Origin of the sequence: Marinobacter sp. C7, assembly GCF_022343555.1 — a bacterium.
Classification (GTDB): domain Bacteria; phylum Pseudomonadota; class Gammaproteobacteria; order Pseudomonadales; family Oleiphilaceae; genus Marinobacter.
The window spans coordinates 1,244,529-1,269,926 of sequence record NZ_JAKQZH010000001.1 but is presented as its reverse complement, the minus strand read 5'-3'; the positions used below and the strand labels follow the sequence as shown (position 1 = coordinate 1,269,926).

Sequence of the window (25,398 nt, the reverse complement as noted above, 5' to 3'; positions counted from 1 at the left end):
TTTCGTAATAGCCTCGCGTATCGGACATGGGACAGTTTCCTTACTACTAATTCGTTCCGCATTATTACGAACCAGGTTACCAGTAGGTCCTGAGATGGCCAAGTTGCATCAACTCGGGAATCGGTTAGCCTTGAACCTCATTCAACCGCACTAGTGAACCATGACTGAAAACAACAACTCCCCTTTCAAATTCCGCTTCCGAGTCCGCTACGGCGAATGCGACGCCCAGGGCGTCGTCTTCAACGCCCGCTATGCGGATTTCGTGGATATTTCCGTCAACGAATACATCAGGGCCGTGTTCGGTGATTACCAGCGCCTGCTGGACCAGGATCTGGACGTCCAGGTAGTGAGCCTCACAGTGAACTGGAAAGCGCCTGCGCGGTTTGATGATGTGCTGGAGGCAAGGATTCGCACCGGGCGCATCGGCAACACGTCGTTCACCCTGCATCTGGAGTTCTATCGCTACGGGGATGGCCAGTTTATTGCTGATGCTGACATTACCGATGTGATGATCCGCTCATCGAGCATGTCCAAGGTGGCCATTCCGGATCATATCCGGGCACAGTTGGAGCAAGGCGCACCGGGGGTGCTGATCAGCCACGCAGGGGAAGAATAAGTTTCCCGAGTCGTTAAGCATTATCGATAATACCTGTTTGCCTTGATATTCCTCATTGTTTAGGATCTCGCGCCTTTCAATGCACCAATTCAGGGCAACCGGAAGGTCTATGGGACTCAGGAACGAGCAGCTGCGCTGGCAACTGGCTAAGGGGCTGGTTCAGGCCTTACACCTGGAACGACTCGCAAGCCGTTACAGTCGAACCACCGTGATGGCAGTGTTCAACCTGATCAATGGCGGTCTCAGCATCGCGTTGGTGTCGTTCGTGGCCCTGGTGACGCAGGAAGCCTTCATCTTCCCCTCCCTTGGTGCCACCGCCTTCATCCTGTTCTATGTCCCGCTTGCCCAGCCCGCTTCCCCGAGGAACACGCTTTGCGGGCATCTGATCGGAGCACTGGCCGGACTGCTCAGCCTGTACCTCTTCGGCCTGCAGGGACACGCTTCCGCCTTCACGACCGGCGTCGATCTGGCCCGGGTGGGAGCTGCGTCGCTCTCGCTGGGCCTGACGGGGTGCCTGATGGTGCTGCTGCGGGTGGCGCACCCGCCCGCCGGTGCAACGGCTCTGATTGTGTCCCTGGGACTGATGCCGGATCCTGCCCAACTGCCTATACTTATGGCCGGCGTCGCCCTGCTACTCGTTCATGCCTTTATGATGAACCGCCTCGCCGGCATTCCTTATCCGGTATGGTCGACCAGTACCGCAGCACAGGCAACGAGAATGTCATTGCAGTGAGGCCTTGAGGATCGGGGCCAAAGAACGGGAACAGATTATGCTGAACTTTTTCGGAACCGAATTTCCCATCATCCAGGCACCCATGGCCGGCGTTCAGGATCACAGGCTGGCCGCCGCCGTCTCGAATTCCGGTGGCCTGGGCTCTCTTCCCTGCGCCATGTTGGGCGCGGAGGCGCTGCGATCGGAACTTGAAGCCCTGAAAGCTGCCACCGACCGACCTTTCAACCTCAACTTCTTTGCCCACACGCCGCCAAAAGCGGATGCGGACGGCGAGCGGAGATGGCGCCAGTCACTGGCGCCCTATTATCAGGAATTCGGCATCGATCCTGATTCCATAACGTCAGGGCCGGGCCGGATGCCGTTCAATGAAGAAGCCGCCGCCTTGGTGGAGGAGTTCCGTCCGGCAGTGGTGAGTTTCCATTTCGGGTTGCCGGAACCTGCCCTGGTTGAACGGGTGCACAAAGCGGGCGCCAGGATCCTGTCGACTGCGACCACGGTGGAGGAAGCACTCTGGCTGGAGCAGCATGGTGCTGACGCCATTATTGCCCAGGGCCTTGAAGCCGGTGGCCACCGCGGTATTTTCCTGACCAGGGACATGACCACGCAGATGGGCACCTTTGCCCTGTTGCCCCAGATCGTAGCCGCTGTGAAGGTGCCGGTCATTGCCGCCGGTGGCATTGCCGATGCGCAGTGTGTGAAAGCTGCACTCGATCTCGGAGCAATCGCAGCCCAGGTCGGCACGGCATTCCTGCTTTGCCCGGAGGCCACCACCAAACCGGTTCACCGTGACGCGCTAAAAAGCTCTCAAGCCCGGCATACCGCAATCACCAATCTGTTCTCCGGCGGGCCAGCCCGGGGCATCGTGAACCGTGTCATAAGGGAGCTGGGCCCTGTTTCCCCGGAGGCTCCTGCCTTTCCTCTCGCAACCAGTGCCATTGCGCCACTTCGGGCTGCCGCTGAGGCAACCGGCTCCGGAGACTTTTCACCCTTGTGGTGTGGGCAGAACGCCTCGGGATGCCGGGAGAAGCCGGCAGCCGAGGTTCTGGAAGGACTTGTGCGCTGAGACTTCGCCAAAGCCTTACGGCAAACAGCCTGCCAACCCTGTTAAACTATGGCGCTCAGATTCTCGTACTGACAACTGTTTTCCGTAGATAGGTTACCGAAATGTCCGCAACTCCCACATTGGATGCCGTTCGCCAAAACTCCGGCCTGTCCCGCCGTTTCTGCGTGGCACCAATGATGGACTGGACCACGCCGCACTTCCGCTACCTGGCGCGGATCCTGAGCCGGCGTGCCCTGCTGTATACGGAGATGGTGACCACCGGTGCCTTGATCCACGGCGATACCGAACGCTTCCTGCGCCATGATCCTTCCGAGTATCCGCTGGCGCTGCAGCTTGGCGGCAGCGATCCGGGCGAGCTGGCCCATTGCGCAAAGCTCGCTGAGCAGTTCGGTTTCGACGAGGTGAACCTGAATGTTGGCTGCCCCAGTGACCGGGTACAGAACAACATGATCGGCGCCTGCCTGATGGGCCATCCGGACAAGGTCGCCGAAGGTGTGGCGGCGATGATTGACGCCACCGACCTGCCGGTCACCGTCAAGCACCGCATCGGCATCAACGGCCGGGAGTCCTGGGACGAACTGTGCGAGTTCATCGAGAAAGTCTCCGCCGCAGGCTGCCAGACCTTTATCGTACATGCCCGTATCGCGATCCTCGAAGGCCTGAGCCCCAAGGAGAACCGCGACATCCCGCCGCTGAAGTACGACTGGGTCTACCGGTTGAAAGAGCGTTACCCGCACCTGGAGATCATCATCAACGGCGGTATCAAGAGTTTCGAGGAATGCCACGAGCATATGCGCCACACCGATGGTGTAATGCTGGGTCGCGAGGCCTACCACAACCCCTGGCTGCTCGCCGGCGTGGACACGGAGTTCTTTGGTGAACCCTGCCCTGTGGCAAACCGACATGAGGCACTGAGAGCGATGTTCCCGTTCATCCAGCAGGAGCTGGACCGGGGCGTCTATCTCACCCATATTTCCCGGCATATCATGGGGCTGTTCCATGGCATGCCCGGTGGCCGCCAGTTCCGGCGCCATATCAGTGAAAATGCCCACAAGCCCGGCAGTGGCCTCGAGGTCATCCAGGCGGCCCTGGCCAAGGTCCGGTTGCCTGAGCCGGAGACTGTTGCCGAAAGCTGACCCAATCCTAACCTTTTGTTGTCTTGTTCCTGTCAGAACACCCCGTTATTGTAGGGAAAACACCGGCACCCCGGAGATGGATGCCTGATACAACGTACAACCGGGACGACAGGACGAATGACCAGCAAGCTTGACCAACTGAAGACCATGACCACCGTGGTCGCCGACACGGGCGATATCGATGCCATCGCCCGTTGGCGCCCCGAAGATGCCACCACCAATCCGTCACTGCTTCTGAAGGCAGCAGCTTCCGAGGCCTATCGCCCGATGCTGGACAAAGCCGTGGCTGAAGCCCGGCGGCACGGTGGTTCCGATGCGGAACAGCTTACGGTAGCCACCGACATGCTGGCTGTTCTGGCGGGCAAGGAGATTCTGGGCCTGATTCCGGGCCTGGTATCCACGGAAGTGGACGCCCGTTTGTCGTTCGACACTGCCGGCACCCTGGAGCGGGCCCGTCGTCTCGTGGAGCTCTATGACCGCCAGGGTGTGGATACCAGCCGGGTGCTGATCAAGATCGCCTCTACCTGGGAGGGCATCCGCGCCGCCGAGCAGTTGGAGAAGGAAGGGATCCGCTGCAACCTGACCCTGCTGTTCTCTTTCATCCAAGCCGCCGCCTGCGCCCAGGCCGGTGCACACCTGATTTCGCCGTTCGTCGGCCGCATTCTGGACTGGCACCTGGCCAACAGCGGGCGCGACAGCTATCCGGCCGAGGAAGATCCCGGCGTGCTTTCAGTAACCCGCATCTATAATTACTACAAGGCCAACGGCTTCAACACCGTGGTTATGGGAGCCAGTTTCCGTAACACCGGTGAGATCGAGATGCTGGCCGGTTGTGACAAACTGACCATCAGCCCGGCCCTGCTGCAGAATCTTCAGGATGACTCCGGTGCTCTCAACCGCCAGTTACACCCGGACAACGCAAACTCCAACGACCGGTTCGGTTCCATCGACGAAAAACTTTTCCGTTGGGAGTCCAACGAGGATGCGATGGCCACCGAGAAACTCGCTGATGGCATTCGCCGGTTCACGGCCGATCAGATCGAACTGGAAAACAGGGTGCGCCAACTGGCCAGGGCCGCCTGAGTCACTCAAGAAAAGAAGTAACCAACGATGATCGAGCGCCTGAAGAAACTGTTTGCTGTTCCCGAATCCGAGCCGGTCAAACCGGACGCCCACCAGCTCGCGGTCGCCGCCACGGCGTTGATGGTGCAGTTATCCAGGGTGGATAACGATGAGGACGAGCGGGAGCTGAAAACCATTGTCGACTGTGCCGTCAAGGCCCATCAGGTGACACGGGAAGAGGCGGAGGAAATCCTCCAGGATGCCCTCGCCCATGCCGAAGATGCCACCTCCCTGTATGAGTTTACCGGCCAGATCAACGATCACCTGGACCAGGAGCAGAAACAGGTCCTGCTGGAGAGCATCTGGCACGTGGCCCTGGCCGACGGGCGCATCGACAAGTACGAAGAACACCTTATTCGCCGTATGGCAGACCTGCTTCATCTTAACCACAGGGAATACATGCAGGCGCGGCACCGGGCCGAAGGGGCCGGTTAATACAAGGAGATACCATGCTAGCGATTCTTCACCCCAATACGGCGCTGGACAGCGATGCCTACCGGCAGACCATGCACTACCTGGAGAACCTGCCGAACGTGTCGCTGCGTGTGCACGAGGTTCAGGGCGCCAGTCAGCGTCTGACGGAGATCTACCTGCTGGGCGATACCAAATCCCTGGACAAGGAAGAAATTGAAGCCCTGCCCGCCGTGGAGCGGGCCATTCGCATTTCCGAGGATTACCGGATTCTGGGGCGACACCGGGATGACCTGCGCCAGAGCGGCTTCAACTACAACGGTGTGGACTTCAACCAGGAAAACCTCAACATCTTCGCCGGCCTGTGTGCCGTGGATGTGCCTGAGCATGTCGAGATGATGATGCAGGCGCTCGAGGAGCATGGCGAGGTCTGCACCCGCATGGGCGCCTACAAGCCGCGGACCAACCCCTATTCCTTCCAGGGCCATGGCAAGGGCTGTCTGCCCTGGGTGTTCGAGAAGGCGGGCAAGCATGGCATCAAGGTGATCGCCATGGAGATTACCCACGAGAGCCACATCGAGGAAATCGATACCTGCCTTGAGAAACTGGGGCGCCCCACCGGCGTGATGCTTCAGGTGGGCACCCGGAATACCCAGAACTTCGAGCTGCTCAAAGCGATTGGCCGGCAGAGTACCTATCCTGTACTGCTCAAACGCGGTTTTGGTATCACCCTGAACGAATCGCTGAACGCCGCCGAATACCTGGCGAGCGAAGGGAACTCCAACGTGATTTTCTGCCTTCGCGGCATGAAAACCGAAGCGGGCAATCCACACCGTAACATGGTGGATTTTGCCCACGTTCCGGCCGTCAAGCGTCTGACCCGCATGCCAGTGTGTGTCGACCCTTCCCACTCGGTTGGCAGCCGCGATGCGTCACCCGATGGCATTCTGGATGTCATGCATGCTACTGCCCAGGGCGTCATTGCCGGCGCCAACATGGTGCTGGTGGACTTCCACCCGAAACCGGAAAAAGCACTGGTGGATGGGCCTCAGGCCTTGCTGATGAACGAACTTCCGGCCTATCTTGAAGATATCCGCCTCTGCCACGAAACCTGGAAGAAGCGGCAGGACATTTACCAGCGTCTGAGGGATTCAGCAGCAGAATGATCGTCTACGGACATCGGGGAGCCAAGGGCGAGGCCCCGGAGAATACCCTGCCCGGGTTCATTCACGCCTATCGCCATGGCATACGGCATTTCGAGCTGGATGTGGTTCTGTCAAAGGACGGCATCCCGGTGCTCGTCCATGACCTGACAGTGGACCGCACGACCGGCGCCAAGGGCGGAGTCTGTAACTACACAGCTGCCGAACTGGCTGATATGGATGCCCGCCGCAACACCAGCTCCTGGCCGAGGAAGGTGGGTATTCCCACTCTGGAACAACTGCTGGACGAATTCGACGACCTCGAGCACCTTCAGCTTGAGGTCAAGAAGGACGCCCGCCAGCGTCTGAACATCCTGTGCAACCGGCTCACCGAAGTCATCCAACGGCGGGACCTTTACCAGAGAGCCGCCGTTACCTCCAGCGATCCCTGGTTCCTGCGGGAAATCCGCCGTCGTGACAAGAACATCCGCACCGGGCTGGTGGCAGAGCGGAAATTTCCCCGGCCGCTGAACATTGCCACCCGACTGGGTTGCGAGTATTTCTGTGCGAACTGGAAAATCCTGAGCAGGGACATGGTCGACCTGGCCCACCGTCGGGGTATGCATGTATCCACCTGGACCGTGAACCGTATCCACGACATGTTGCAGCTTGAGGAATTGGGCGTGGACAGCATTATCACCGATTACCCGACGAGTACCCGGATGTTTTTCGATAATCGGGCTCGGGCGTTGTTGCAATTGCCGGCGCGGGAGGCCGTGCGCGGGGAAGCGGAGATGAAAATGGGGTCAGATCAAGGCTTTCATCTGAGCCCCGGGGAAGGTCCGGCCTGAAGCTGGGGTCAGATGAAAGCCTTCATCTGACCCCATGTTCACGCCAATCTCAGAAAATCCGGTTCAACCCATTCAACGCCGCCACCCGGTAGGCCTCGGCCATGGTCGGGTAGTTGAAGGTGGTGTTGATGAAGTAGTTCAGGGAGTTGGCCTCCCCTTCCTGATTCATGATCGCCTGGCCGATGTGGACGATCTCGGCGGCCTGGTCCCCAAAGCAGTGGATACCCAGGATCTGGCGGGTCTCCCGGTGGAACAGGATCTTCAGCATACCCACCGCTTCGCCGGTGATCTGGGCGCGGGCAAGGTCCTTGAAGAAAGCCTGCCCCACTTCATACGGCACCTTGGCTTCGGTCAGTTCCCGCTCGGTCTTGCCGACAGAACTGATCTCCGGAATGGTATAGATGCCGGTCGGCACGTCCGACACAAACCGGAAATACTCATCCTTGACGATATCCGAGGACGCGGAACGGCCCTGGTCGTAGGCTGCGCTGGCCAGGCTGGGCCAGCCGATCACGTCACCCACTGCGTAGATGTTTTCCACTTCGGTCCGGTAATGCTCGTCTACCGCGAGCTGACCACGGCCATTCGGTACCAGATCGATGTTCTCGAGGCTCAGGCTATCCGTGTTGCCGGTACGGCCGTTACACCACAGGAAGGCATCGGCGCGAATCTTCTTGCCGGACTGCAGTGACAGCACCACACCGTGATCGTCGCCCACCACGGACTCGTATTGCTCGTTGTGACGCACCAGAACACCATTGTTGCGCAGGTGGTAGCTCAGAGCATCGGAGATCTCGTCATCCAGGAACGACAACAACCGGCTGCCCGGGTTGATCAGGTCAACCTTCACGCCCAGACCGGCGAAGATGGAAGCATACTCGGAGCCGATGACGCCCGCACCATAGATGATCAGGGTGCGCGGCGTATGGGAGAGATTCAGGATGGTGTCGGAGTTATAGACCCGGTGGTGGCGAAAATCCACATCGGGCGGCAGGTACGGGCGTGACCCGGTGGCAATGATGGCCTGCTTGAAATGCAGGGTCTCGACCGATTTGTTGCCACGGACCTCGATGCGGTTCCGGTCCAGAAATGCTGCCCGGCCGTTGATCAGGTCCACCCGGTTGCGGGAATAGAACTGGGTCCGCAGTTTGACCTGTTTGCCAATCACCTTCTGCGCATTCTGCAGAACCCTCGGGAAGGAGAACCAGCGCGGTTCACCGATATCACGGAACATCTGGTTGGTGTTGAACGTGATGATCTGCTTGACCGAGTGACGCAGCGCCTTGGACGGGATGGTGCCCCAGTGGGTGCAGTTCCCGCCGACCGTCGGCTTGTCTTCGATGATCGCGACACGCTTGCCGTGTTTGGTCGCATTCATCGCCGCGCCTTCGCCGGACGGACCAGCGCCGATAACGACGACGTCGTAATGATGTTCTGCCATGCGCGCAGTGACTCCTTATCTACGTCGTGAAAATTTTTATTTAGTGACGATCAGCGCTGCTGGCGTCGTAGGCCAGATCTTCAGCGCCCTTGGCTTCGCTCTCCAGCCGCTCGTTCTCTTCCTTGCACTTCTGGGTATTGCCGCCACAGATATCGCAGGAAGAGCTGATACCCAGAGCGCCGATGCCGCCGCAGGTACCGCTGATCGGCTTACGGCCGAACATGACGCCGATGGACATTGCCGCCACCAGCAGGATCACGATGAACAAAACTAGAAGAAAGGTACCCATGTTGCCCTCCCTTTACTGGATCACGTAGGAGGAAAAGGCCGGCGTCTGATGCGTTTCAAAGCCGTTTTCCGTCCTGATAATGAAATAGGCGGGGATATTTTCCCGCGTTGCCAGCGCGTGAGCGCGCTCAAAGCCCATCACGTTGAATCCGGTCGCCAGTGCATCGGCGGTCATACAGTCCTCGGCCAATACCGTTACCGAGGCCAGATTGTGGGTGATGGGTTTTCCGGTTTCAGGATCAATTGTATGGGAATAGCGCCGTCCTTCCGATTCGTAATAGTTACGATAATCTCCGGAAGTCGCCATCGCCCTGTTCTCAAGCGCCACCACGCGGTTGACCTGCCGTCCTTCCGATACCGGCTGCTCGATAGCCAGACGCCAGGCATCGCCGCCGGGTTTGCGCCCCTGCACGCGGACTTCGCCGCCGATTTCTACAAGGTAAGCGTTCACCCCCTCACTGTCGAGGTAGCGGGCGACCACATCGACTCCGTAGCCTTTCGCAATGGCCGACAGATCAATGTATTGCGGCTGTGCCGCCCGCAGGGACGGCGGCTGGTTGCGAAGCTCAAGCTTTTCATATCCTGTCTCGGACAAGACCCGCGCCAGCTCTTGCTCTTCCGGAGCCTTCTCCGGTCGGGCCCGGGGTCCGAATCCCCAGAGATTGACCACTGGGCCCACGGTAACATCAAAGGCGCCACCCGTGAGTTCGGATACCTCTATAGCCTTGGCTAGAACCTCGTGGAGGGGCCCGGATATTCCGGTCCACTCACTCTGGTCCGGCATGCGGTTCAGCTGCGACAGCTCCGAATCCTCCCGCCAGGTCGACATCGCGGCATCGACCTTTTCCAGCTCCGCCTCAATGCCCTTGGCCAGATTCTCCAGACGTTGCTGGTCATCGGTCAATACGACATTGATGTGGTAGCTGGTCCCAAACACGCCACCGGAGATTTCCCAGACTTTTTCCTCGGCCTCAAACGAACAACCCGCCAGAGCGGCCAGGGCCAGCGCCAAAAAGGCGCTGACCACGGCCACCCTGACGGGTCGTAACATGCAGGATGTCATCTGAGTTGATTAACCCCCGAAGTCATCCAGCATGATGTTTTCGTCCTCAACACCAAGATCTTTCAGCATCTTGATGACCGAGGCATTCATGATGGGGGGTCCACACATGTAGTACTCACAATCCTCCGGAGCCGGGTGGTCCTTCAGGTAGTTTTCGTACAACACGTTGTGGATGAAGCCCGTCGGGCCTTCCCAGTTATCTTCCGGAAGTGCATCGGACAACGCCACGTGCCACTCGAAGTTGTCGTTCTCTTCCTGCAGCATGTCGAAGTCTTCCACGTAGAACATCTCGCGGACACTCCGGGCACCGTACCAGAAGCTGATCTTGCGCTTGGAGTTCAGGCGTTTGAGCTGGTCGAAGATGTGAGAACGCATCGGCGCCATGCCGGCACCCCCGCCGATGAACACCATCTCGGCGTCGGTCTTCTTGGCGAAGAACTCACCGAACGGTCCCATAACGGTGACCTTGTCACCCGGCTTCAGGTTGAACACGTAGCTGGACATGATGCCCGGCGGATGATCGGTACCCGGAGGCGGGGTGGCGATACGGATGTTGAACTTGAGGACACCCTTCTCTTCCGGATAGTTGGCCATGGAGTAGGCCCGGATGGTGTCTTCCTTGTTCACGGCCTTGTAACGCCAGATGTCGTGCTTGTCCCAGTCCTCGTGGAACTCTTCCTCAATATCGAAATCCTTGAAGTCGATTTCGTACGGAGGACACTCGAGCTGCACGTAACCGCCGGCCCGGAAGTCCACTTCCTCGCCTTCCGGCAGCTTCAGGACCAGTTCCTTGATGAAGGTGGCAACGTTGTGGTTGGAGACAACCTCACACTCCCACTTCTTCACGCCGAAGAACTCTTCGGGAACCTCGATCTTCATGTCCTGCTTCACCGGAACCTGACAGGACAGGCGCCAGCCTTCCTTCTCTTCCCGGTTGGTGAAGTGGGTCTTTTCCGTGGGCAGCATGGCGCCGCCGCCGTCCAGAACCTTGCACTTGCACTGGGCGCAGGTACCGCCGCCACCGCAGGCGGACGACAGGTAAATGCCGCTGTTCGCCAGTGTACCCAGCAGCTTGCCGCCGGCACTGGTCTTGAGCGTATGCTCAGGATCGTCGTTGATTTCGATGGTCACGTCACCGGTGCTTACCAGCTTGGAGCGGGCCGCGAGGATAACCGCGACCAGCGCCAGAACGATAACGGTGAACATGACCACGCCAAGAAGAATTTCTGTATTCATGGTCTCGCCTTTTCGTTAAACCGAATCACCGGGTGAGTTACAGGGAGATGCCGGAGAAGGACATGAAGCCCAGGGACATCAGACCAACGGTAATGAAGGTGATGCCCAGGCCACGCAGGCCTTCCGGTACGTCGCTGTACTTGAGTTTCTCACGGATACCCGCCAGTGCGATGATGGCCAGGGCCCAGCCGAGGCCAGCGCCGAAGCCGTACACCAGACTCTCACCGAAGGTGTAGTCACGCTCAACCATGAACAGTGACGCACCCAGGATGGCGCAGTTAACCGTGATCAACGGCAGGAACACACCCAGTGCGGCGTAAAGAGCCGGGATGTACTTGTCCAGTACCATCTCCATGATCTGTACGATCGCCGCGATAACACCGATGTATGTCAGCAGGCCCAGGAAGCTCAGGTCCACGTTGGGCAGACCGGCCCAGTCCAGGGCGCCTTCACGCAGGATGGTGTTATAGAGCAGGTTGTTAACCGGCACGGTGACGGTCAGTACCACAACAACGGCGATACCCAGACCGGTCGCTGCCTCGATCTTCTTGGAGATCGCCAGGAAGGTGCACATCCCCAGGAAGAAGGCCAGCGCCATGTTCTCAACGAAAATGGCCTTAACCAGAAGGCTGATATAGTGTTCCATCAGAAGGCCTCCTTGGCTTTGTGACGAGACATCTTGTAGTCAGGCTCTTCAACCTGCTCCGGCTTCCAGGCCCGCAGACCCCAGATCGCCAGACCGATGATGAAGAACGCGCTCGGCGGCAGCAGCAGAAGGCCGTTCGGCACGTACCAGCCACCTTCGTTCACGACCGGCAGCAGGCCAACACCGAACAGCGAACCGGCGCCCAGCAGTTCCCGGAAGAAAGCCACGAACAGCAGCATCACCGAGTAACCCAGGCCATTACCGATACCGTCCAGGAAGCTCAGCAGCGGCGGGTTGTTCATGGCAAAGCCTTCCGCGCGGCCCATAACGATACAGTTGGTGATGATCAGGCCAACGAATACCGACAGCTGCTTGGAAATCTCGTAGGCGTAGGCCTTCAGAATCTGGTCCACCACGATTACCAGGGAGGCAATGATGGTCATCTGTACGATGATCCGGATGCTGCCGGGAATCTGGGTACGGACCAGGGAAACCGCCAGGTTGGAGAAAGCGGTAACCGCGATAACCGCCAGACACATGACGATAGTCACGCTCATGCTGGTGGTTACCGCCAGCGCCGAACAAATACCGAGGATCTGCAGGGCGATGGGGTTATTACTGAAGATCGGTTCGAAGAGAACCTGTTTGGCTGATGAACCGGCCATGATCAGACCTCCCCTTCACGAAGTTTTTTCAGGAACGGAGCGAACCCGCGCTCACCCATCCAGTAGTTGACCAGCTGCTGAACACCGCGACTGGTGAGCGTTGCGCCCGACAGTGCGTCAACCTTATGCTCCTTGTCACGGGCATCAGCATTCACACCACCCTTGACCAGCTGGATCTGGGGCTCGCTGGGGCTGTCGGCATACACTTCCTTGCCGACCCACTGCTGTTTCCAGCGCGGGTTGTCCACTTCACCACCCAGACCCGGTGTCTCCGCGTGGGAGTAAAAGCCGAGACCTTCGATGGTGTTCAAGTCTCCCTCCAGGGAGATGAAACCATAAAGGGTGGACCACAGGCCATAGCCATGAATCGGTAGAACCACACGAACCAGCTCACCGTTCTCGCTCAGGGTATAGACCTTGGCGACGTTCGGACGGCGCTTGATACCGGCCTTGTCTTCGGACGACGGGATGTTGGTGGACATCTGGGGATCAGAGGCCGCCTTGTACATGTCGTACTTCATGGGGTCCTGCACGCCAACGGCGGAAGGCTCCACGAATTCGCCGCTATCCAGGTCAACCAGTCGCACGTCGAAACGCTCGAACTTTTCTTCGATCTCCTGGGCACTGGTGCCGGGCTCCAGCATGCCCGCGGCCGAGAGGATGTTGGTCTTGATATCCAGGTTCTGGTTCTGGATCTGCGCCGGCCGGAGCATGACGGCTGCGGTGGAAACCACAACCGAGAATACAATACTCAGCACCAGCGCAACCATCAGGGTTCTGGAGACAGTATCTTTAGCTTTAGCCACGAGCAAGCCTCCGTTTGATGTTGGCCTGAACCACGTAGTGGTCCATCAGCGGTGCGAACAGGTTGGCGAACAGGATCGCCAGCATGATGCCTTCGGGGAACGCCGGGTTGACCACGCGGATCAGCACAGTCATGACGCCCACCAGAATACCGAAGCACCAGCGACCGGTGTTGGTCATGGCGGCGGATACCGGATCGGTGGCCATGAACATCATGCCGAAGGCGAAACCACCCATGACCAGGTGCCAGTGAGCCGGCACACCGAACATCGGGTTGGTATCGGAACCGACCAGGTTCAGCAGCAGGGACATGCCGATCATGCCGATCAGCACACCACCGACGATGCGGTAAGAGGCGATCTTCATCACCAGCAAAATGAGCCCGCCGATGAGGATGGCCAGGGTGGAGGTCTCACCCATGGAACCCTGAATGGTGCCCATGAAGGCGTTCATCCAGCCGATCTGTTCCTTGAGCGCATCAAGGCCGCCGGAAGCCGCCCAGCTCAGGGCAGTCGCGCCGCTGAAACCGTCAACCGCAGTCCAGACGGTGTCGCCGGAGATCTGGGCCGGATAGGCAAAGTACAGGAACGCACGACCGGTCAGCGCCGGGTTCAGGAAGTTCTTGCCGGTACCGCCAAACACTTCCTTGCCGATCACCACACCGAAGGTGATACCCAGGGCCACCTGCCACAGCGGGATGGTGGGTGGGCAGATCAGGGCAAAGAGGACGGAGGTCACGAAGAACCCTTCGTTCACTTCGTGGCGACGCACAGTGGCGAACAACACTTCCCAGAAACCACCCACCACGAAGGTGACGAAGTAAATGGGCACGAAGTACGCCAGACCGTATACGAAGTTATCCCACATGCCGGCACCGGCACCGGTTACCGCCAGGGCCTGGATGAAGGCAGTCCGCAGGCCGCCGTCAGCCACCATGGCATCCGGATTGGCCGCCAGGAAGCTGTTGGCCTGGTAACCGATGTTCCACATGCCGAAGAACATGGCCGGGAAAGTACACAACCACACCGTGATCATGATGCGCTTGAGGTCAACGCCGTCACGCACATGGGAGGTGGTGGAGGTTACGCTCGAAGGCGAGTAGAAAATGGTATCGACGGCTTCATACAGCGCATACCAGCGCTCATACTTGCCGCCCTTTTCAAAGTGATGCTCGATTCCATCGAGAAACTGTCGGATTGCCATCGTATTAGCCCTCGATCTCGATTCGGGTCAGGTTCTCACGGAGAATCGGACCGTATTCATATTTGCCGGGGCACACGAAGGTGCACAGCGCCAGATCTTCTTCGTCCAGCTCCAGGGCACCCAGTTTCTGTGCCATTTCGGTATCACCGACAATCAGCGAACGCAGCAGCTGGGTCGGCAGGATATCCAGGGGCATGATCTGCTCATACGCACCGACCGGCACCATGGCCCGCTCACTGCCGTTGGTGGTGGTGGTGAAATTGAACAATTTGCCCGGGTTGAGCTTGGACAGATAGATGTTCAGCACAGAGAACTTGTTCGGGCCCGGAGACAACCAGCCCATAAACTCGCGCTTGGTCTGTTCTTCCAGCACGGAAACCTGGTTGGCAAAGCGACCGAGGTATGCACAGGGTCCGTCGCCACGACGACCACCGAACACCGAACCGGAGATGGCACGGACTTCACAGTCTGTGGCAACTTCACCGTCCAGAAGTTCCTGCAGGCTGGCACCCAGGCGGGTACGGACCAGGCGCGGTTTCAGGGCCTTCGGGCCTCCGATAGCAACGATGCGCTCGACCGGAACTTCACCAGTCTCAAACAGTTTGGCGATATCGATCACGTCCTGGTAATTGATCGACCAGACCGTCTTGCTGCCCGAAACAGGATCCAGGTAATGAATGTGGGTACCCACATTGCCGGCCGGGTGCACACCGTCAAACTGCTGGACTTCGATATTGTCCGCCTGAGGCACGGACACATCGGAACCGGGCTTGCCGGTAACGAAAACCTTGCCGCTGGTCAGCTTGGAGATGATGCGCAGGCCTTTCTCGAAAGCCGCAGCATTCTCGGCGATGATCACGGTCGGATCCGCAGCCAGCGGATTGGTGTCCATCACGGAGACAAAAATGGAGTGCGGAGCGGAATCGATTTCCGGCACCTTGCTGTACGGACGCGTCTTGAATGCTGTCCACAGGCCGGACTCAACCAGGTTATCGACAACCTGCTGACGTTCCAGACCACCAAGGTCGGCATCGTTGTAGCGGGCGTAGGTCTCAGCCTCATCGCCATCGATCTCGATAACGATTGACTGGAACACACGACGCTCACCGCGATTGATTTCTTTCACCACGCCGGCGGCAGGTGAGGTATAACGAACGCCTTCGGTCTTCTTGTCCGTGAACAGCAGCGACCCGCGCTTGACACGGTCTCCTTCTTTCACAGCCATCGTCGGCTTCATGCCGTTGTAGTCAAAACCGATCAATGCCACGTGGCGAATCGGCTTGCCGTCTGTAATGGTCTGTTCGGGAGCGCCGCTGATGGGAAGATCCAGGCCTTTTTTGATCTTGATCATTAGCCTCGTCCAATCATCAGAAACTATCTAAGGATTTCCAACGCCCGGCCCCTGCGGCCCAGATTTCCTGGCGGATTGCGCCAGTAGGCTGCACCATTTGGTTCAAATACCACAGCAATTGCTGCTGTCAGGCATTTGACGCAGGAAAAGATGAGAAACGGGGTGCCAGACATACCCAAAATCGCGCCAATTATAGAGATTAAGGAAACCTATTTCCACCAGAAACCGGAATGGTTTTGTAGTCCGAAAGCAGTAAAAAACCCCGGTAGCCGAGGCTGCCGGGGTTCTTCAAAGCACATCGCGCCGAACCGGCGCTAAGACTTTAGTCGCGTGCGCGCTTCGGGAAGATCGGGTAAGTCACACCCGCCATCTGGTTCACACAACGAACCACCTGGGCGCTGTAACCGAACTCGTTGTCGTACCACACGTACAGGATCAGGCGCTTGCCGCCGGCAATGGTTGCCTGGGCATCAACGATGCCGGCATGACGGGAGCCGACAAAGTCAGTGGACACAACCTCTGGAGAGTTCACGAAGTCGATCTGCTTCTGCAGCTCAGAGTGCAGCGCCATGTCACGCAGATACTCGTTCACGGCTTCCGCGCTCACTTCCTGGTCCAGGTTCAGGTTCAGGATGGCCATGGACACGTTCGGAGTCGGCACGCGGATCGCGTTGCCGGTCAGCTTGCCCTTCAGCTCCGGCAGAGCCTTGGCAACGGCCTTGGCCGCACCGGTCTCGGTGATGACCATGTTCAGCGGAGCGCTGCGACCACGACGGCTGCCCTTGTGGTAGTTGTCGATCAGGTTCTGGTCATTGGTGTAGGAGTGAACCGTTTCAACGTGACCGTCCTCGATACCATACTCGTCGTGGATGGCCTTCAGCACCGGTGTGATGGCATTGGTCGTGCAGGACGCCGCAGACAGAATCCTGTCTTCCTCGGTGATCCAGTCGTTGTTGATGCCATAAACGATGTTCTTGATGTCGCCCTTGCCCGGAGCGGTCAGGATAACGCGACTGACGCCCTTGGACTTCAGGTGCAGACCCAGGCCTTCTTCGTCACGCCACTTACCGGTGTTGTCGATCACGATGGCATTGTGGATGTCGTACTGGGTGTAATCCACCTTGTCCGGACCGTCGGAGTAGATCACCTTGATGTAGTTGCCATTGGCAATCAGGGCAGACTCTTTCTCATCCACGGTAATGGTGCCGTCAAACGGACCGTGGACAGAATCACGACGCAGCAGGCTGGCGCGCTTCTCGAGGTCGTTCTCGGCGCCGCCCTGGCGAACCACGATGGCACGCAGACGCAGGTTGTTGCCGCCACCGGCCTTTTCAATCAGGATCCGGGCCAGCAGTCGACCGATACGGCCGAAACCGTAGAGCACGACGTCCTTGGTGTCGTTGTGGGCATCTTCCTCGGACTGGGCCGCGTACTGGCCAACCACCGGGCCGATCTCCCGCTTCAGGAACTCGGTCAGATCACCGCCCTCTTCCTTGAATTTCACAGCCAGCTTGCCGATGTCGATGTGAGCGCGGCCAAGGTCCAGCTTGTCCATCGCCTCGAGGATCGGCAGGGTGTCATGAACGGACAGCTCGCTGTCTTCCACCTGGCGCACAAACCGGTGAGCGCGGATGATGTCGATCACCGACTGGTTGATGATGGCGCGGCCATAAACGGACGTAACCACGTTGTTCTTGCGGTACAGACGGCCAATCAGCGGAATCATGGCTTCCGCAGTGGATTCTCTTTCCGTCCAGTTAGACAGGTGCTGGTTGATCTGTTCGTGACTCACGGTTGGGACCTCTGTTAGCACTGGTAATAATTTCAGGGGCGCACATTATCCAACTTAAGCGAGCTAACGGCAAATACGATCGGCTCATCAATTCGTAAGGTTCCGGTCATACCCGGATACGGTGCCCTGGCCGCCATGACAGTGTCATTCCCGGGCGGTAGAATACGCCGCTCGCCATGCCCCGGATACCGACCTCAGGAGAATCCAACCGACCATGAGCCAAGGCCCCTCCAGTTCAGATAACCGGCTGATTGCACCGAAGTTTCCGACTCGCCCGGCGGACCACCGAACCTGGGGCGACCTGCACGGCAGCAGTAACGCGCTGGCCATCTGCGAGAGCGCCCGTAGCCATTCCGGGCTGACGCTGGTCATCACCCGAAGCACCAGCGAGGCCATTGAACTGGAGCAGGCTCTGCGATTCTTCCTCGGCCTTCCCGCCGAAGAAGATGCCCCGGCGATCACCGCGGAAGGCATGGAACTGCTGTCTCTGCCGGACTGGGAGACGCTCCCCTACGACCTGTTTTCGCCGCACCAGGATATTACCTCCCGCCGGATCCGGACATTACACCGCCTGCCCGCGACCCGACACGGCCTGCTGGTGGTGCCCGCCAGGACCCTGATGCATCGGCTGCCTCCGGTCAATTACCTGCAGGGGAACACCCTGATTCTCGAGGTCGGCCAGTCCCTGGATATAGACAAATGGCGCCTGCAGCTGGAAGCCGCCGGCTACCGGTATTCGGAAAATGTCTACGAGCATGGCGAATACGCCGTCCGGGGCGCCATCCTGGACATCTTCCCGATGGGTGCCAGCCAGCCCTACCGCATCGACCTGTTTGATGACGAAATCGAAACCCTGCGCACCTTCGACCCCGAGACCCAGCGCTCGATTGACCGCATAGACCGCATTGAACTGCTGCCGGCCTATGAATTCCCCTGGCACAAGGAAGCGCGGTCCGGATTCCGCAACCGCTGGTTCGAGCAGTTTCCGAATGCAGACCGGGATGCGCCCATCTATCAGGACGTGAGCCACGGCATCACCCCACCGGGCATTGAGTACTACCTGCCGCTGTTTTTCGACGAAACGGCAACGCTGTTCGACTACCTGCCCGGGGAAACCCTGGTCTTTACCGCCCAGGGCCTGAACGAGGCGGTCAGCCAGTTTGAGGCGGAAACCCGGAACCGTTACGAGGATCGCCGCCACGACCGCCTGCGGCCGATCATGCCGCCTGCCACCCTGTTTCTGCAGCAGGACGAACTCTTTGGCCACCTCAAGGCTTTCCCCCGGGTAACAACATCGGAAGAGGCCGTGGAGGGCAGCGGTGCGATTAATTGCCCAAGCCAGCCACTGCCCGACGTGGCCATGGACGGTCGGGCAGCGGACCCCGCAGCCCGACTCAAGCGGTTCCTCACGGAATTCGGTGGCCGGGTTCTGATCGGTGCGGAATCATCCGGTCGTCGCGAGGCCCTGATCGAGAATCTCTCCAGTCATGGCCTGAGCCCCCGCCACCTGGATGACTGGCAATCGTTTGTTTCCGGGCAGCACCCGCTGGCCATCACCATTGCCCCGATGGAACAGGGATTGGTGTTGCCCGAACAACATCTTGCCCTGGTCACCGAGACCGCGCTGTTTGGCGAGCGCGTCCTCCAGCGGCGGCGCCGGGAAAAACCCACCGAGGTGGACGACGGCGGCTACCGCGATCTTTCCGAGCTGCGCATCGGGGCCCCGGTCGTCCATATCGACCACGGTGTCGGCCGCTACCTTGGCCTGGAAACGATCACCGTGGGCGACGAGTCCAATGAATTTCTGATGCTCGAATACGCCGGCGGCTCGAAACTGTATGTGCCGGTTTCCAGCCTGCACCTGATTTCCCGCTACGCCGGCACCGATGTCGACAGCGCGCCACTGCACAAGCTGGGCACCGAGCGCTGGAGCCACGCCAAACAGAAAGCGCTCGAAAAAATCCGGGACACCGCCGCCGAGTTGCTGGATGTCTATGCCCGCCGTGAGGCCCGCAAAGGCTTCCAGTTCGAGGACCCGAAGGAGGCGTATCGCGCCTTTGCCGCCGGCTTTCCGTTCGAGGAAACCCCGGATCAGGAAGTCGCTATCCAGGCCGTATTCGAAGACATGACCGGTGAGCGCCCCATGGACCGACTGGTTTGCGGGGACGTCGGTTTTGGCAAGACAGAAGTAGCCATGCGGGCAGCCTTCCTGGCAACCTGGTCCGGCAAACAGGTGGCGGTACTGGTACCCACCACGCTGCTGGCCCAGCAGCACTACGAATCCTTCCGGGACCGCTTCTCTGACACGCCGGTCCAGGTGGAGCTGTTGAGCCGGTTCCGGACCGGCAGCCAGACCGGCAAGGCGCTCGACGCGATCGAGAACGGCAAGGCCGACATCGTCATTGGCACCCACAAGCTGCTGCAGGGTGACATCCGGTTCAAGAACCTCGGCCTGGTCATTATAGACGAGGAACATCGCTTCGGGGTTCAGCAGAAGGAAAAGCTCAAGGCCCTGAGGGCCGAGGTGGATATGCTGACACTGACCGCCACGCCCATTCCGCGCACGCTGAACATGGCCATGGGCCACCTGCGGGACCTGTCCATCATCGCCACTCCGCCTGCCCGACGGCTGTCAGTAAAAACCTTTGTCCGGCAGCGGGATGACGCCATGACCAAGGAGGCGATCCTGCGGGAGATTCTCCGGGGGGGTCAGGTGTACTACCTGCACAATGATGTGGCCACCATCGAGAAAACCGCGGAAGATCTGCGCCGCATGATTCCCGAGGCCCGGGTCGGCGTGGCCCACGGCCAGATGCGCGAGCGGGAGCTCGAGCAGATCATGTCCGATTTCTACCACAAACGCTTCAACGTGCTGGTGTGTACCACCATCATCGAGACCGGTATCGACATCCCCAGCGCCAACACCATTATCATCGAGCGCGCGGACAAATTCGGCCTCGCCCAGCTGCATCAGCTGCGTGGCCGCGTCGGCCGCTCTCACCACCAGGCCTACGCCTACCTTCTGACTCCGCCACCACGGGCCATGACGGCGGATGCCCGGAAACGGCTGGACGCCATCTCCGAATCCCAGGACCTGGGCGCCGGCTTCATGCTGGCCACCCACGATCTGGAAATCCGGGGCGCCGGCGAATTGCTTGGCGAGGAACAGAGCGGGCAGATCGAGTCCATCGGCTTCACCCTGTACATGCAACTGCTGGACGAGGCGGTGAAGGCCATCAAGGAAGGCCGGACGCCGAACGCCGACCTGCCGCTGAGCCACGGTACCGAGATGAACCTGCGGATCCCGGCCCTGATTCCCGAGGACTATCTGCCGGATGTCCATAACCGACTGATGCTCTATAAGCGCCTGGCCAGCGTGACCACCCAGGAAGCATTAAAAGAACTTCAGGTTGAAATGATTGACCGGTTCGGATTATTGCCGGAACCGGCGAAGAATCTGATTCGTCAGAGTGAACTGAGGCTGAAGGCCGAAGCCCTGGGCATAGTAAAAATCGACGCCGGAAAGGAATGGACACGCCTTGAGTTCGGCGGTTCAACCCCGGTCGACCCGCTGGTTCTGGTTAAAAAAGTGCAATCCGCACCGGACCAGTATCGGCTTGAGGGGGCGAACAGCTTCCGGTTCAGGCTGAAGGACGCCTCCACCGGTGGTAAACTCGATGGCATTTCGCAAATGCTGGATGAGCTGGCACCGGCTGATGGCAAATCCAGGCACTGACGCTCGCATGATTCGGGGAGAGAATCCGTTGCAACCGACCGCCCTTATTTGCAGTACCAAGGCAAGCCGCACCCTGGCCCTGTTCACGCTGGGACTGTTCAGCATGATGGCCCACGCCCAACAGCCAGACACCGGCAGTATTCCGGACGACTATTACCGCGCCGAGTTCGTCATTCTTGAACGCATCGTGGATCCCGCGGCCGTTGAAGAACGCATGGCCGACCAGCAAGTGGAACCACCCATCCAGACCGACGAGGCACTCTGGGTGGTTGACCGTAGCGGCAACGCCCAGACCACCCTCGACCTTGCGCCACGCCGTGACCTTTACCTTAATTCCGCAGCGCAACGACTGGAAAACAGTGGCAATTACCGGGTGCTCATGACGGCAGGCTGGTACGAGGCTTTCCCGCCCGACTATGAGGGCGCCCCCCTGAGAATCGAGATCGGCGACTGGATTGACAGCGCTCAACAGCGGGAGATCGAGGGCCACATTACCATTGATCGCCAGCGCTACCTGCACGTGAACGTCCACCTCAATCATTGGCAGCGGGGCACCAATTCGTTCACGGGACAGTCGGCTCCCGCCGGTGGCGAAGCGCAGCAGGCACAAGCCGAGGGCGGCGGCTTCGTCTCCCTGCAGCCGCAAGCGGCCCAGCCGGCTTCACGTCCGCTGGAGCTGGTAACCTGGATACGCGAGACCCGCCGTATGCGCAGCGAGGAAGTCCATTTCCTGGACTCCCCCACCATCGGGGTCCTGGTGTTCTTCAGGAAGGTCGAGGCAACGGACTGAGTTGCCCGAGCTGAGCCATCGAGCTGGCGAGAATGGTCTTGACCCCGGACATTCCCTGCTCGATGGCCTCTTCGATCTCTTCCATGGTGATGATGTGGTCGGATTTGCCTGCGGCCCAGTTCACAACCAACCCCAGACACACGTAACGCATCCCCAGTTCCGCCGCCAGTGCCGCTTCCGGCATACCGGTCATGCCAACCAGGTCACAGCCATCCCTCTCCATACGCCGGATCTCCGCGGCGGTTTCCAGTCTTGGTCCCTGCGTTGCGCCATACACGCCATAGTCCGAGAACGGTACCGATTCCCGTCGCGCGGCATCGATTAACGCCTGCCGGGCATCGGCGTCATATGGAAAGGTGAAATCGATGTGGGTGACGGACTCCAGGTCGCCCTCGAAAAAGGTGCTGCCCCGCCCCCAGGTGTAATCGATGATCTGGTCCGGAACGACAACGTGGGCGGGCCCCATGTCCCTGTGAATACCGCCCACCGCATTCACCCCGACAACCGTCCGGACACCGGCCTCGTAGAGGGCGAGGATATTGGCCCGGTAGTTGACCTGGTGAGGCGGAATCCGGTGCGGATTGCCATGGCGGGACAGGAAAATCACAGCCTGTTCCCCCAGCCTGCCTTCCACCAGGGGTGCGGAAGGCTCGCCCCAACCGGTTGAGACACTGGATTCCCCCGTGATGGTCAGGCCAGACAGCGTGGTCAGCCCGGTACCACCGATAATACCGACCGGCATGGCATTTGAGTCTTCGGTCATTCTGACTTTCCTTCCGATTGAGCTTTTTCCCCACCGTCGGCCGCTTCCTTCCCTGAGCGCTCGCCACTCTCCTGCTCACCATTGTCGGAGCTTGAGAGGCGAACCCCATCCGGAAGGTGCAGTGTGCGGGTCGGGAAGGCCACCTCGGCGCCATAGCCTTCGATGATCTCGCTGATCCGAAGCAGTACATCCTGCTTGATCTCGTGGAACCGGACCCATTCAGTGGTCTTGGTAAAGGTGTAAACCATGATATCCAGGGAAGAGCTGTTGAATGCCACAAAGTTCACGATCAGGGTCCGCTTGGTCTCGATCTCTTCGTGGTTCTCCAGCATGGACCGGATATCGGAGACGATGTCAGACATCTGACTGACATCCGCGTAACGGATCCCGATGGTCTCGTAGATACGGCGGTTGTACATACGCGACGGGTTTTCCACCGCGATGGTGGTGAACGCGGCATTGGGTACATAAAGCGGCCGCTGATCAAAGGTCCGGATCGTCGTTACCCGCCAGCCGATGTGCTCGACCGTGCCTTCAATGCTCCGGTCCGGAGATCTGATCCAGTCCCCCACCTTGAAGGGCCGGTCCAGATGCACAACCATGCCGCCGAAGAAGTTGGCCAGCAGGTCCTTGGCAGCAAAACCTACGGCAATACCACCCACGCCCCCGAAGGCCAGTACCCCGGACACGCTGTAGCCCAGGCTCTGCATGACAATGAGGACAGCGGTGATGATGACCACGGCCCGGGACAACTTGCTCACCGCGTTCACAGTGGTGTAGTCCATGGGCTGCTTCATCTTGATCGGAGACGCCAGGATCTTCTCGGCCTCTTTGATCATGCGCAGCAAGGCCCAGACCACAATCCAGATAAAGCCCAGTTCCAGCACTTTCTTGTTGGCTGTGAAGATCTCGGCTTTCGAGTAGTGATGAGCCACCTCCGCAGCCCAATAGACGCCCTGGAGCCAGACAAAGGCGACCAGCGGCCGCCGGGCAGCGTGCAGCAGGGCATCATCCCAGAGGTTGCGGGTATTGCTGAACTTGTTCTCGAGTGCCCGAATGATGTGGCTCACCACATACGCTACAAATGCGGTACCGAAAACCAGTGCAAACACGATGATGCCCGTGCGCCAGCCCTGGGACAGCAGCCCATAGCCCTTGATCCACTCGTTGATTGTTGCCAGCAGCTCTCCGATCATCGGCTCCCTCGGATGAAAAATGGTTAGCGGATTACAACCCGGAGCCCGGGTTCGACACGGCCAAACAGGGCTATCACATCCTGATTGCGCATGCGGATGCAGCCGTGTGACCTGGGGACCCCCATGGGCTCGGTATCCGGTGTGCCGTGAATGTATATGAAGCGGCGGAAAGTATCGACCCCGTGCCCGCGGTTTTTACCCGGCTCCAGCCCGCACAACCAGATGATGCGGCTCAGGATCCAGTCCCGTTCGGGGTGCTTCCGGGCCAGATCCGGACTGTAGGTTTCACCGGTGGGACGACGGGCCCTGAAAACCGTATTTTCAGGCAGACCCTCGCCCACCATCGCGCGGATGTAGTGTTCGCCGCGGGGGGTGCAGCCACTACCATCCCGCTCACCTGGCCCATTCAGGGCGGTGGACACCGGATAGCTGGCAATGGTATCTCCCTGACCGTCAATCAGGGACAGTGTCTGGGCAGCGATGGACACTGCCAGATGATCGATTTGCTTCGGGGATTGGTTCAAAACCGGTCGGGCTCCGTATCCGGACTATGCCAGAGACGAAGCCTAACCGAGGGAACTGAACTCAGGCAACCGAGATCTTGCTGCCCCTGGGTGGAACCAGCATCGTGTCTTCGGCCTGCATGCCGGCGGCAAGGAACGGCACCAGGCGCATGGCGATCTCCTGAACCGAAGTCTCGACACCGGTCTTGTTCTGCAGGATGTCACGCAGGGCATCGGAGCTGGACATGGTGAAGGCCGTGGCGCCAAGCATGAACTGGATACGCCAGTATCGGTCCACGGCTGACAGTTGGGGAGTTGCTGCCTTGAGCAAGCGCATGAAACGGCTGAACGGATCACCGTATTCCTGCTCAAGGAACTTTCTGAGGTGGCCCTGGGACTGGGTATAGGCCAGCCCGAGCAGCCGCATGAAAATGGAAATACCCTTCTCGTTGCGCTGAGGCATCCGTATGGCACTCTCGGTCAGGGCCCAGAGAGTCTGATTCAGCGTCGGCGGCTGGTCACCGCAGCTCTCCTCCAGCTCGTCGAAGGCTTTTTCCAGGGTGGCGGAAAACGGCGTGAGAAAGCGGGCAAAGACCGCATGGATAAGCGCGTTCTTTGAACCAAAGTGGTAATTGACAGCCGCGAGGTTTACTTTAGCCTTGCTGGTGATCATCCGAAGGGACGTTTCGGAGAACCCGCGCTCGGCAAACAGCTCCTCGGCTGCATCGAGAATCCGGTCTACGGTATCAGATTGCGCCATCTTGTTATCGGTGCCTCTAGCGTACGTCTGTTTTAAACATACGTTTGAAGCGAATTTATGTCAAGTTTGCTATCCTTCGACCTCCCG

24 protein-coding genes are annotated in these 25,398 nt (G+C 59.3%); 10 read left to right on the top strand and 14 right to left on the bottom strand.

Annotated features, from left to right (window positions below):
- Positions 1–160 precede the first annotated feature (160 nt).
- The 8 genes from MD273_RS05840 (at position 161) to MD273_RS05805 (ending at position 7,074) form a co-directional block, all read left to right on the top strand.
- The gene (locus MD273_RS05840) at positions 161–616 is read left to right on the top strand and encodes an acyl-CoA thioesterase (protein ID WP_239036817.1); all 456 of its coding nucleotides are present in this window, start codon (positions 161–163) and stop codon (positions 614–616) included.
- A 109-nt stretch (positions 617–725) separates the two neighbouring features.
- Positions 726–1,349, top strand: coding sequence for an HPP family protein (locus MD273_RS05835; protein WP_239036816.1), 624 nt, complete (start codon positions 726–728; stop codon positions 1,347–1,349).
- Between the two features lie 37 nt (positions 1,350–1,386).
- Positions 1,387–2,412 carry an NAD(P)H-dependent flavin oxidoreductase gene (locus MD273_RS05830; protein ID WP_239036815.1) on the top strand — a complete coding sequence of 342 codons (1,026 nt, stop codon included), beginning with the start codon at positions 1,387–1,389 and terminating at the stop codon, positions 2,410–2,412.
- Between the two features lie 101 nt (positions 2,413–2,513).
- Positions 2,514–3,548 (top strand): tRNA dihydrouridine(20/20a) synthase DusA, encoded by a 1,035-nt coding sequence (gene dusA, locus MD273_RS05825; RefSeq protein WP_239036814.1) that lies wholly within the window; start codon positions 2,514–2,516, stop codon positions 3,546–3,548.
- Positions 3,549–3,665: 117 nt separating this feature from the next.
- Positions 3,666–4,631, top strand: coding sequence for a transaldolase (gene tal, locus MD273_RS05820; protein WP_239036813.1), 966 nt, complete (start codon positions 3,666–3,668; stop codon positions 4,629–4,631).
- A 27-nt stretch (positions 4,632–4,658) separates the two neighbouring features.
- Positions 4,659–5,105, top strand: coding sequence for a tellurite resistance TerB family protein (locus tag MD273_RS05815; protein ID WP_239036812.1), 447 nt, complete (start codon positions 4,659–4,661; stop codon positions 5,103–5,105).
- A gap of 14 nt (positions 5,106–5,119) precedes the next feature.
- Complete coding sequence (locus MD273_RS05810; RefSeq protein ID WP_239036811.1) at positions 5,120–6,247, top strand: 3-deoxy-7-phosphoheptulonate synthase; 1,128 nt, start codon at positions 5,120–5,122, stop codon at positions 6,245–6,247.
- Positions 6,244–7,074: a glycerophosphodiester phosphodiesterase gene (locus MD273_RS05805; RefSeq protein WP_239036810.1), complete on the top strand. Its 831-nt coding sequence runs from the start codon at positions 6,244–6,246 to the stop codon at positions 7,072–7,074. The genes MD273_RS05810 and MD273_RS05805 overlap by 4 nt, the downstream gene beginning before the upstream one ends.
- 49 nt (positions 7,075–7,123) lie before the next feature.
- On the opposite strand, the gene sthA is transcribed toward MD273_RS05805, so the two are convergent.
- From sthA to MD273_RS05755, 10 genes are all read right to left on the bottom strand, one after another.
- Entirely contained in the window at positions 7,124–8,515 is a 1,392-nt protein-coding gene (gene sthA / locus MD273_RS05800; protein WP_239036809.1) for a Si-specific NAD(P)(+) transhydrogenase, read from the bottom strand.
- A gap of 40 nt (positions 8,516–8,555) precedes the next feature.
- Positions 8,556–8,804, bottom strand: a complete 249-nt coding sequence (nqrM, locus tag MD273_RS05795; protein ID WP_239036808.1) for a (Na+)-NQR maturation NqrM — start codon at positions 8,802–8,804, stop codon at positions 8,556–8,558.
- A gap of 12 nt (positions 8,805–8,816) precedes the next feature.
- Positions 8,817–9,866 (bottom strand): FAD:protein FMN transferase, encoded by a 1,050-nt coding sequence (locus MD273_RS05790; RefSeq protein WP_239036807.1) that lies wholly within the window; start codon positions 9,864–9,866, stop codon positions 8,817–8,819.
- Between the two features lie 9 nt (positions 9,867–9,875).
- Positions 9,876–11,102: an NADH:ubiquinone reductase (Na(+)-transporting) subunit F gene (nqrF, locus tag MD273_RS05785; RefSeq protein ID WP_239036806.1), complete on the bottom strand. Its 1,227-nt coding sequence runs from the start codon at positions 11,100–11,102 to the stop codon at positions 9,876–9,878.
- Positions 11,103–11,139: 37 nt separating this feature from the next.
- Positions 11,140–11,748: an NADH:ubiquinone reductase (Na(+)-transporting) subunit E gene (gene nqrE, locus MD273_RS05780; RefSeq protein WP_239036805.1), complete on the bottom strand. Its 609-nt coding sequence runs from the start codon at positions 11,746–11,748 to the stop codon at positions 11,140–11,142.
- Entirely contained in the window at positions 11,748–12,413 is a 666-nt protein-coding gene (locus tag MD273_RS05775) for an NADH:ubiquinone reductase (Na(+)-transporting) subunit D (RefSeq protein ID WP_239036804.1), read from the bottom strand. The genes nqrE and MD273_RS05775 overlap by 1 nt, the downstream gene beginning before the upstream one ends.
- Before the next feature lie 2 nt (positions 12,414–12,415).
- Positions 12,416–13,219 carry a Na(+)-translocating NADH-quinone reductase subunit C gene (locus tag MD273_RS05770; protein ID WP_239036803.1) on the bottom strand — a complete coding sequence of 268 codons (804 nt, stop codon included), beginning with the start codon at positions 13,217–13,219 and terminating at the stop codon, positions 12,416–12,418.
- Positions 13,212–14,420: an NADH:ubiquinone reductase (Na(+)-transporting) subunit B gene (locus tag MD273_RS05765; protein ID WP_239036802.1), complete on the bottom strand. Its 1,209-nt coding sequence runs from the start codon at positions 14,418–14,420 to the stop codon at positions 13,212–13,214. Before MD273_RS05765 ends, MD273_RS05770 begins: the two co-directional genes overlap by 8 nt.
- Positions 14,421–14,424: 4 nt before the next feature.
- The gene (locus tag MD273_RS05760) at positions 14,425–15,771 is read right to left on the bottom strand and encodes a Na(+)-translocating NADH-quinone reductase subunit A (protein ID WP_239036801.1); all 1,347 of its coding nucleotides are present in this window, start codon (positions 15,769–15,771) and stop codon (positions 14,425–14,427) included.
- Between the two features lie 322 nt (positions 15,772–16,093).
- Positions 16,094–17,563, bottom strand: a complete 1,470-nt coding sequence (locus tag MD273_RS05755; RefSeq protein ID WP_239036800.1) for a glyceraldehyde-3-phosphate dehydrogenase — start codon at positions 17,561–17,563, stop codon at positions 16,094–16,096.
- Positions 17,564–17,777: 214 nt separating this feature from the next.
- Here MD273_RS05755 and mfd point away from each other — a divergent pair, with 214 nt between their 5' ends.
- Both mfd and MD273_RS05745 read left to right on the top strand, forming a co-directional pair.
- On the top strand, positions 17,778–21,299 hold the full coding sequence (gene mfd / locus MD273_RS05750) for a transcription-repair coupling factor (RefSeq protein WP_239036799.1): 3,522 nt from the start codon (positions 17,778–17,780) through the stop codon (positions 21,297–21,299).
- Positions 21,241–22,089, top strand: coding sequence for a CsiV family protein (locus MD273_RS05745; protein WP_239036798.1), 849 nt, complete (start codon positions 21,241–21,243; stop codon positions 22,087–22,089). Before mfd ends, MD273_RS05745 begins: the two co-directional genes overlap by 59 nt.
- On the opposite strand, the gene MD273_RS05740 is transcribed toward MD273_RS05745, so the two are convergent.
- From MD273_RS05740 to MD273_RS05725, 4 genes are all read right to left on the bottom strand, one after another.
- Positions 22,064–22,852 carry an S-methyl-5'-thioinosine phosphorylase gene (locus MD273_RS05740; protein ID WP_239036797.1) on the bottom strand — a complete coding sequence of 263 codons (789 nt, stop codon included), beginning with the start codon at positions 22,850–22,852 and terminating at the stop codon, positions 22,064–22,066. The genes MD273_RS05745 and MD273_RS05740 overlap by 26 nt on opposite strands.
- Complete coding sequence (locus tag MD273_RS05735; RefSeq protein ID WP_239036796.1) at positions 22,849–24,048, bottom strand: mechanosensitive ion channel family protein; 1,200 nt, start codon at positions 24,046–24,048, stop codon at positions 22,849–22,851. The genes MD273_RS05740 and MD273_RS05735 overlap by 4 nt, the downstream gene beginning before the upstream one ends.
- 23 nt (positions 24,049–24,071) lie before the next feature.
- Positions 24,072–24,572 carry a L,D-transpeptidase gene (locus MD273_RS05730; protein ID WP_251068098.1) on the bottom strand — a complete coding sequence of 167 codons (501 nt, stop codon included), beginning with the start codon at positions 24,570–24,572 and terminating at the stop codon, positions 24,072–24,074.
- A gap of 61 nt (positions 24,573–24,633) precedes the next feature.
- Positions 24,634–25,311 (bottom strand): TetR/AcrR family transcriptional regulator, encoded by a 678-nt coding sequence (locus MD273_RS05725; protein ID WP_239036795.1) that lies wholly within the window; start codon positions 25,309–25,311, stop codon positions 24,634–24,636.
- Positions 25,312–25,398: the final 87 nt, after the last annotated feature.

Bases quoted from the DNA above. Each gene is read 5' to 3' on its own strand.
- MD273_RS05840 (WP_239036817.1), top strand. From the start codon at position 161: ATGACTGAAAACAACAACTCCCCTTTCAAATTCCGCTTCCGAGTCCGC.
- MD273_RS05835 (WP_239036816.1), top strand. From the start codon at position 726: ATGGGACTCAGGAACGAGCAGCTGCGCTGGCAACTGGCTAAGGGGCTG.
- MD273_RS05830 (WP_239036815.1), top strand. From the start codon at position 1,387: ATGCTGAACTTTTTCGGAACCGAATTTCCCATCATCCAGGCACCCATG.
- dusA (WP_239036814.1), top strand. From the start codon at position 2,514: ATGTCCGCAACTCCCACATTGGATGCCGTTCGCCAAAACTCCGGCCTG.
- tal (WP_239036813.1), top strand. From the start codon at position 3,666: ATGACCAGCAAGCTTGACCAACTGAAGACCATGACCACCGTGGTCGCC.
- MD273_RS05815 (WP_239036812.1), top strand. From the start codon at position 4,659: ATGATCGAGCGCCTGAAGAAACTGTTTGCTGTTCCCGAATCCGAGCCG.
- MD273_RS05810 (WP_239036811.1), top strand. From the start codon at position 5,120: ATGCTAGCGATTCTTCACCCCAATACGGCGCTGGACAGCGATGCCTAC.
- MD273_RS05805 (WP_239036810.1), top strand. From the start codon at position 6,244: ATGATCGTCTACGGACATCGGGGAGCCAAGGGCGAGGCCCCGGAGAAT.
- sthA (WP_239036809.1), bottom strand. From the start codon at position 8,515: ATGGCAGAACATCATTACGACGTCGTCGTTATCGGCGCTGGTCCGTCC.
- nqrM (WP_239036808.1), bottom strand. From the start codon at position 8,804: ATGGGTACCTTTCTTCTAGTTTTGTTCATCGTGATCCTGCTGGTGGCG.
- MD273_RS05790 (WP_239036807.1), bottom strand. From the start codon at position 9,866: ATGACATCCTGCATGTTACGACCCGTCAGGGTGGCCGTGGTCAGCGCC.
- nqrF (WP_239036806.1), bottom strand. From the start codon at position 11,102: ATGAATACAGAAATTCTTCTTGGCGTGGTCATGTTCACCGTTATCGTT.
- nqrE (WP_239036805.1), bottom strand. From the start codon at position 11,748: ATGGAACACTATATCAGCCTTCTGGTTAAGGCCATTTTCGTTGAGAAC.
- MD273_RS05775 (WP_239036804.1), bottom strand. From the start codon at position 12,413: ATGGCCGGTTCATCAGCCAAACAGGTTCTCTTCGAACCGATCTTCAGT.
- MD273_RS05765 (WP_239036802.1), bottom strand. From the start codon at position 14,420: ATGGCAATCCGACAGTTTCTCGATGGAATCGAGCATCACTTTGAAAAG.
- MD273_RS05760 (WP_239036801.1), bottom strand. From the start codon at position 15,771: ATGATCAAGATCAAAAAAGGCCTGGATCTTCCCATCAGCGGCGCTCCC.
- mfd (WP_239036799.1), top strand. From the start codon at position 17,778: ATGAGCCAAGGCCCCTCCAGTTCAGATAACCGGCTGATTGCACCGAAG.
- MD273_RS05745 (WP_239036798.1), top strand. From the start codon at position 21,241: ATGGCATTTCGCAAATGCTGGATGAGCTGGCACCGGCTGATGGCAAAT.
- MD273_RS05740 (WP_239036797.1), bottom strand. From the start codon at position 22,852: ATGACCGAAGACTCAAATGCCATGCCGGTCGGTATTATCGGTGGTACC.
- MD273_RS05735 (WP_239036796.1), bottom strand. From the start codon at position 24,048: ATGATCGGAGAGCTGCTGGCAACAATCAACGAGTGGATCAAGGGCTAT.
- MD273_RS05725 (WP_239036795.1), bottom strand. From the start codon at position 25,311: ATGGCGCAATCTGATACCGTAGACCGGATTCTCGATGCAGCCGAGGAG.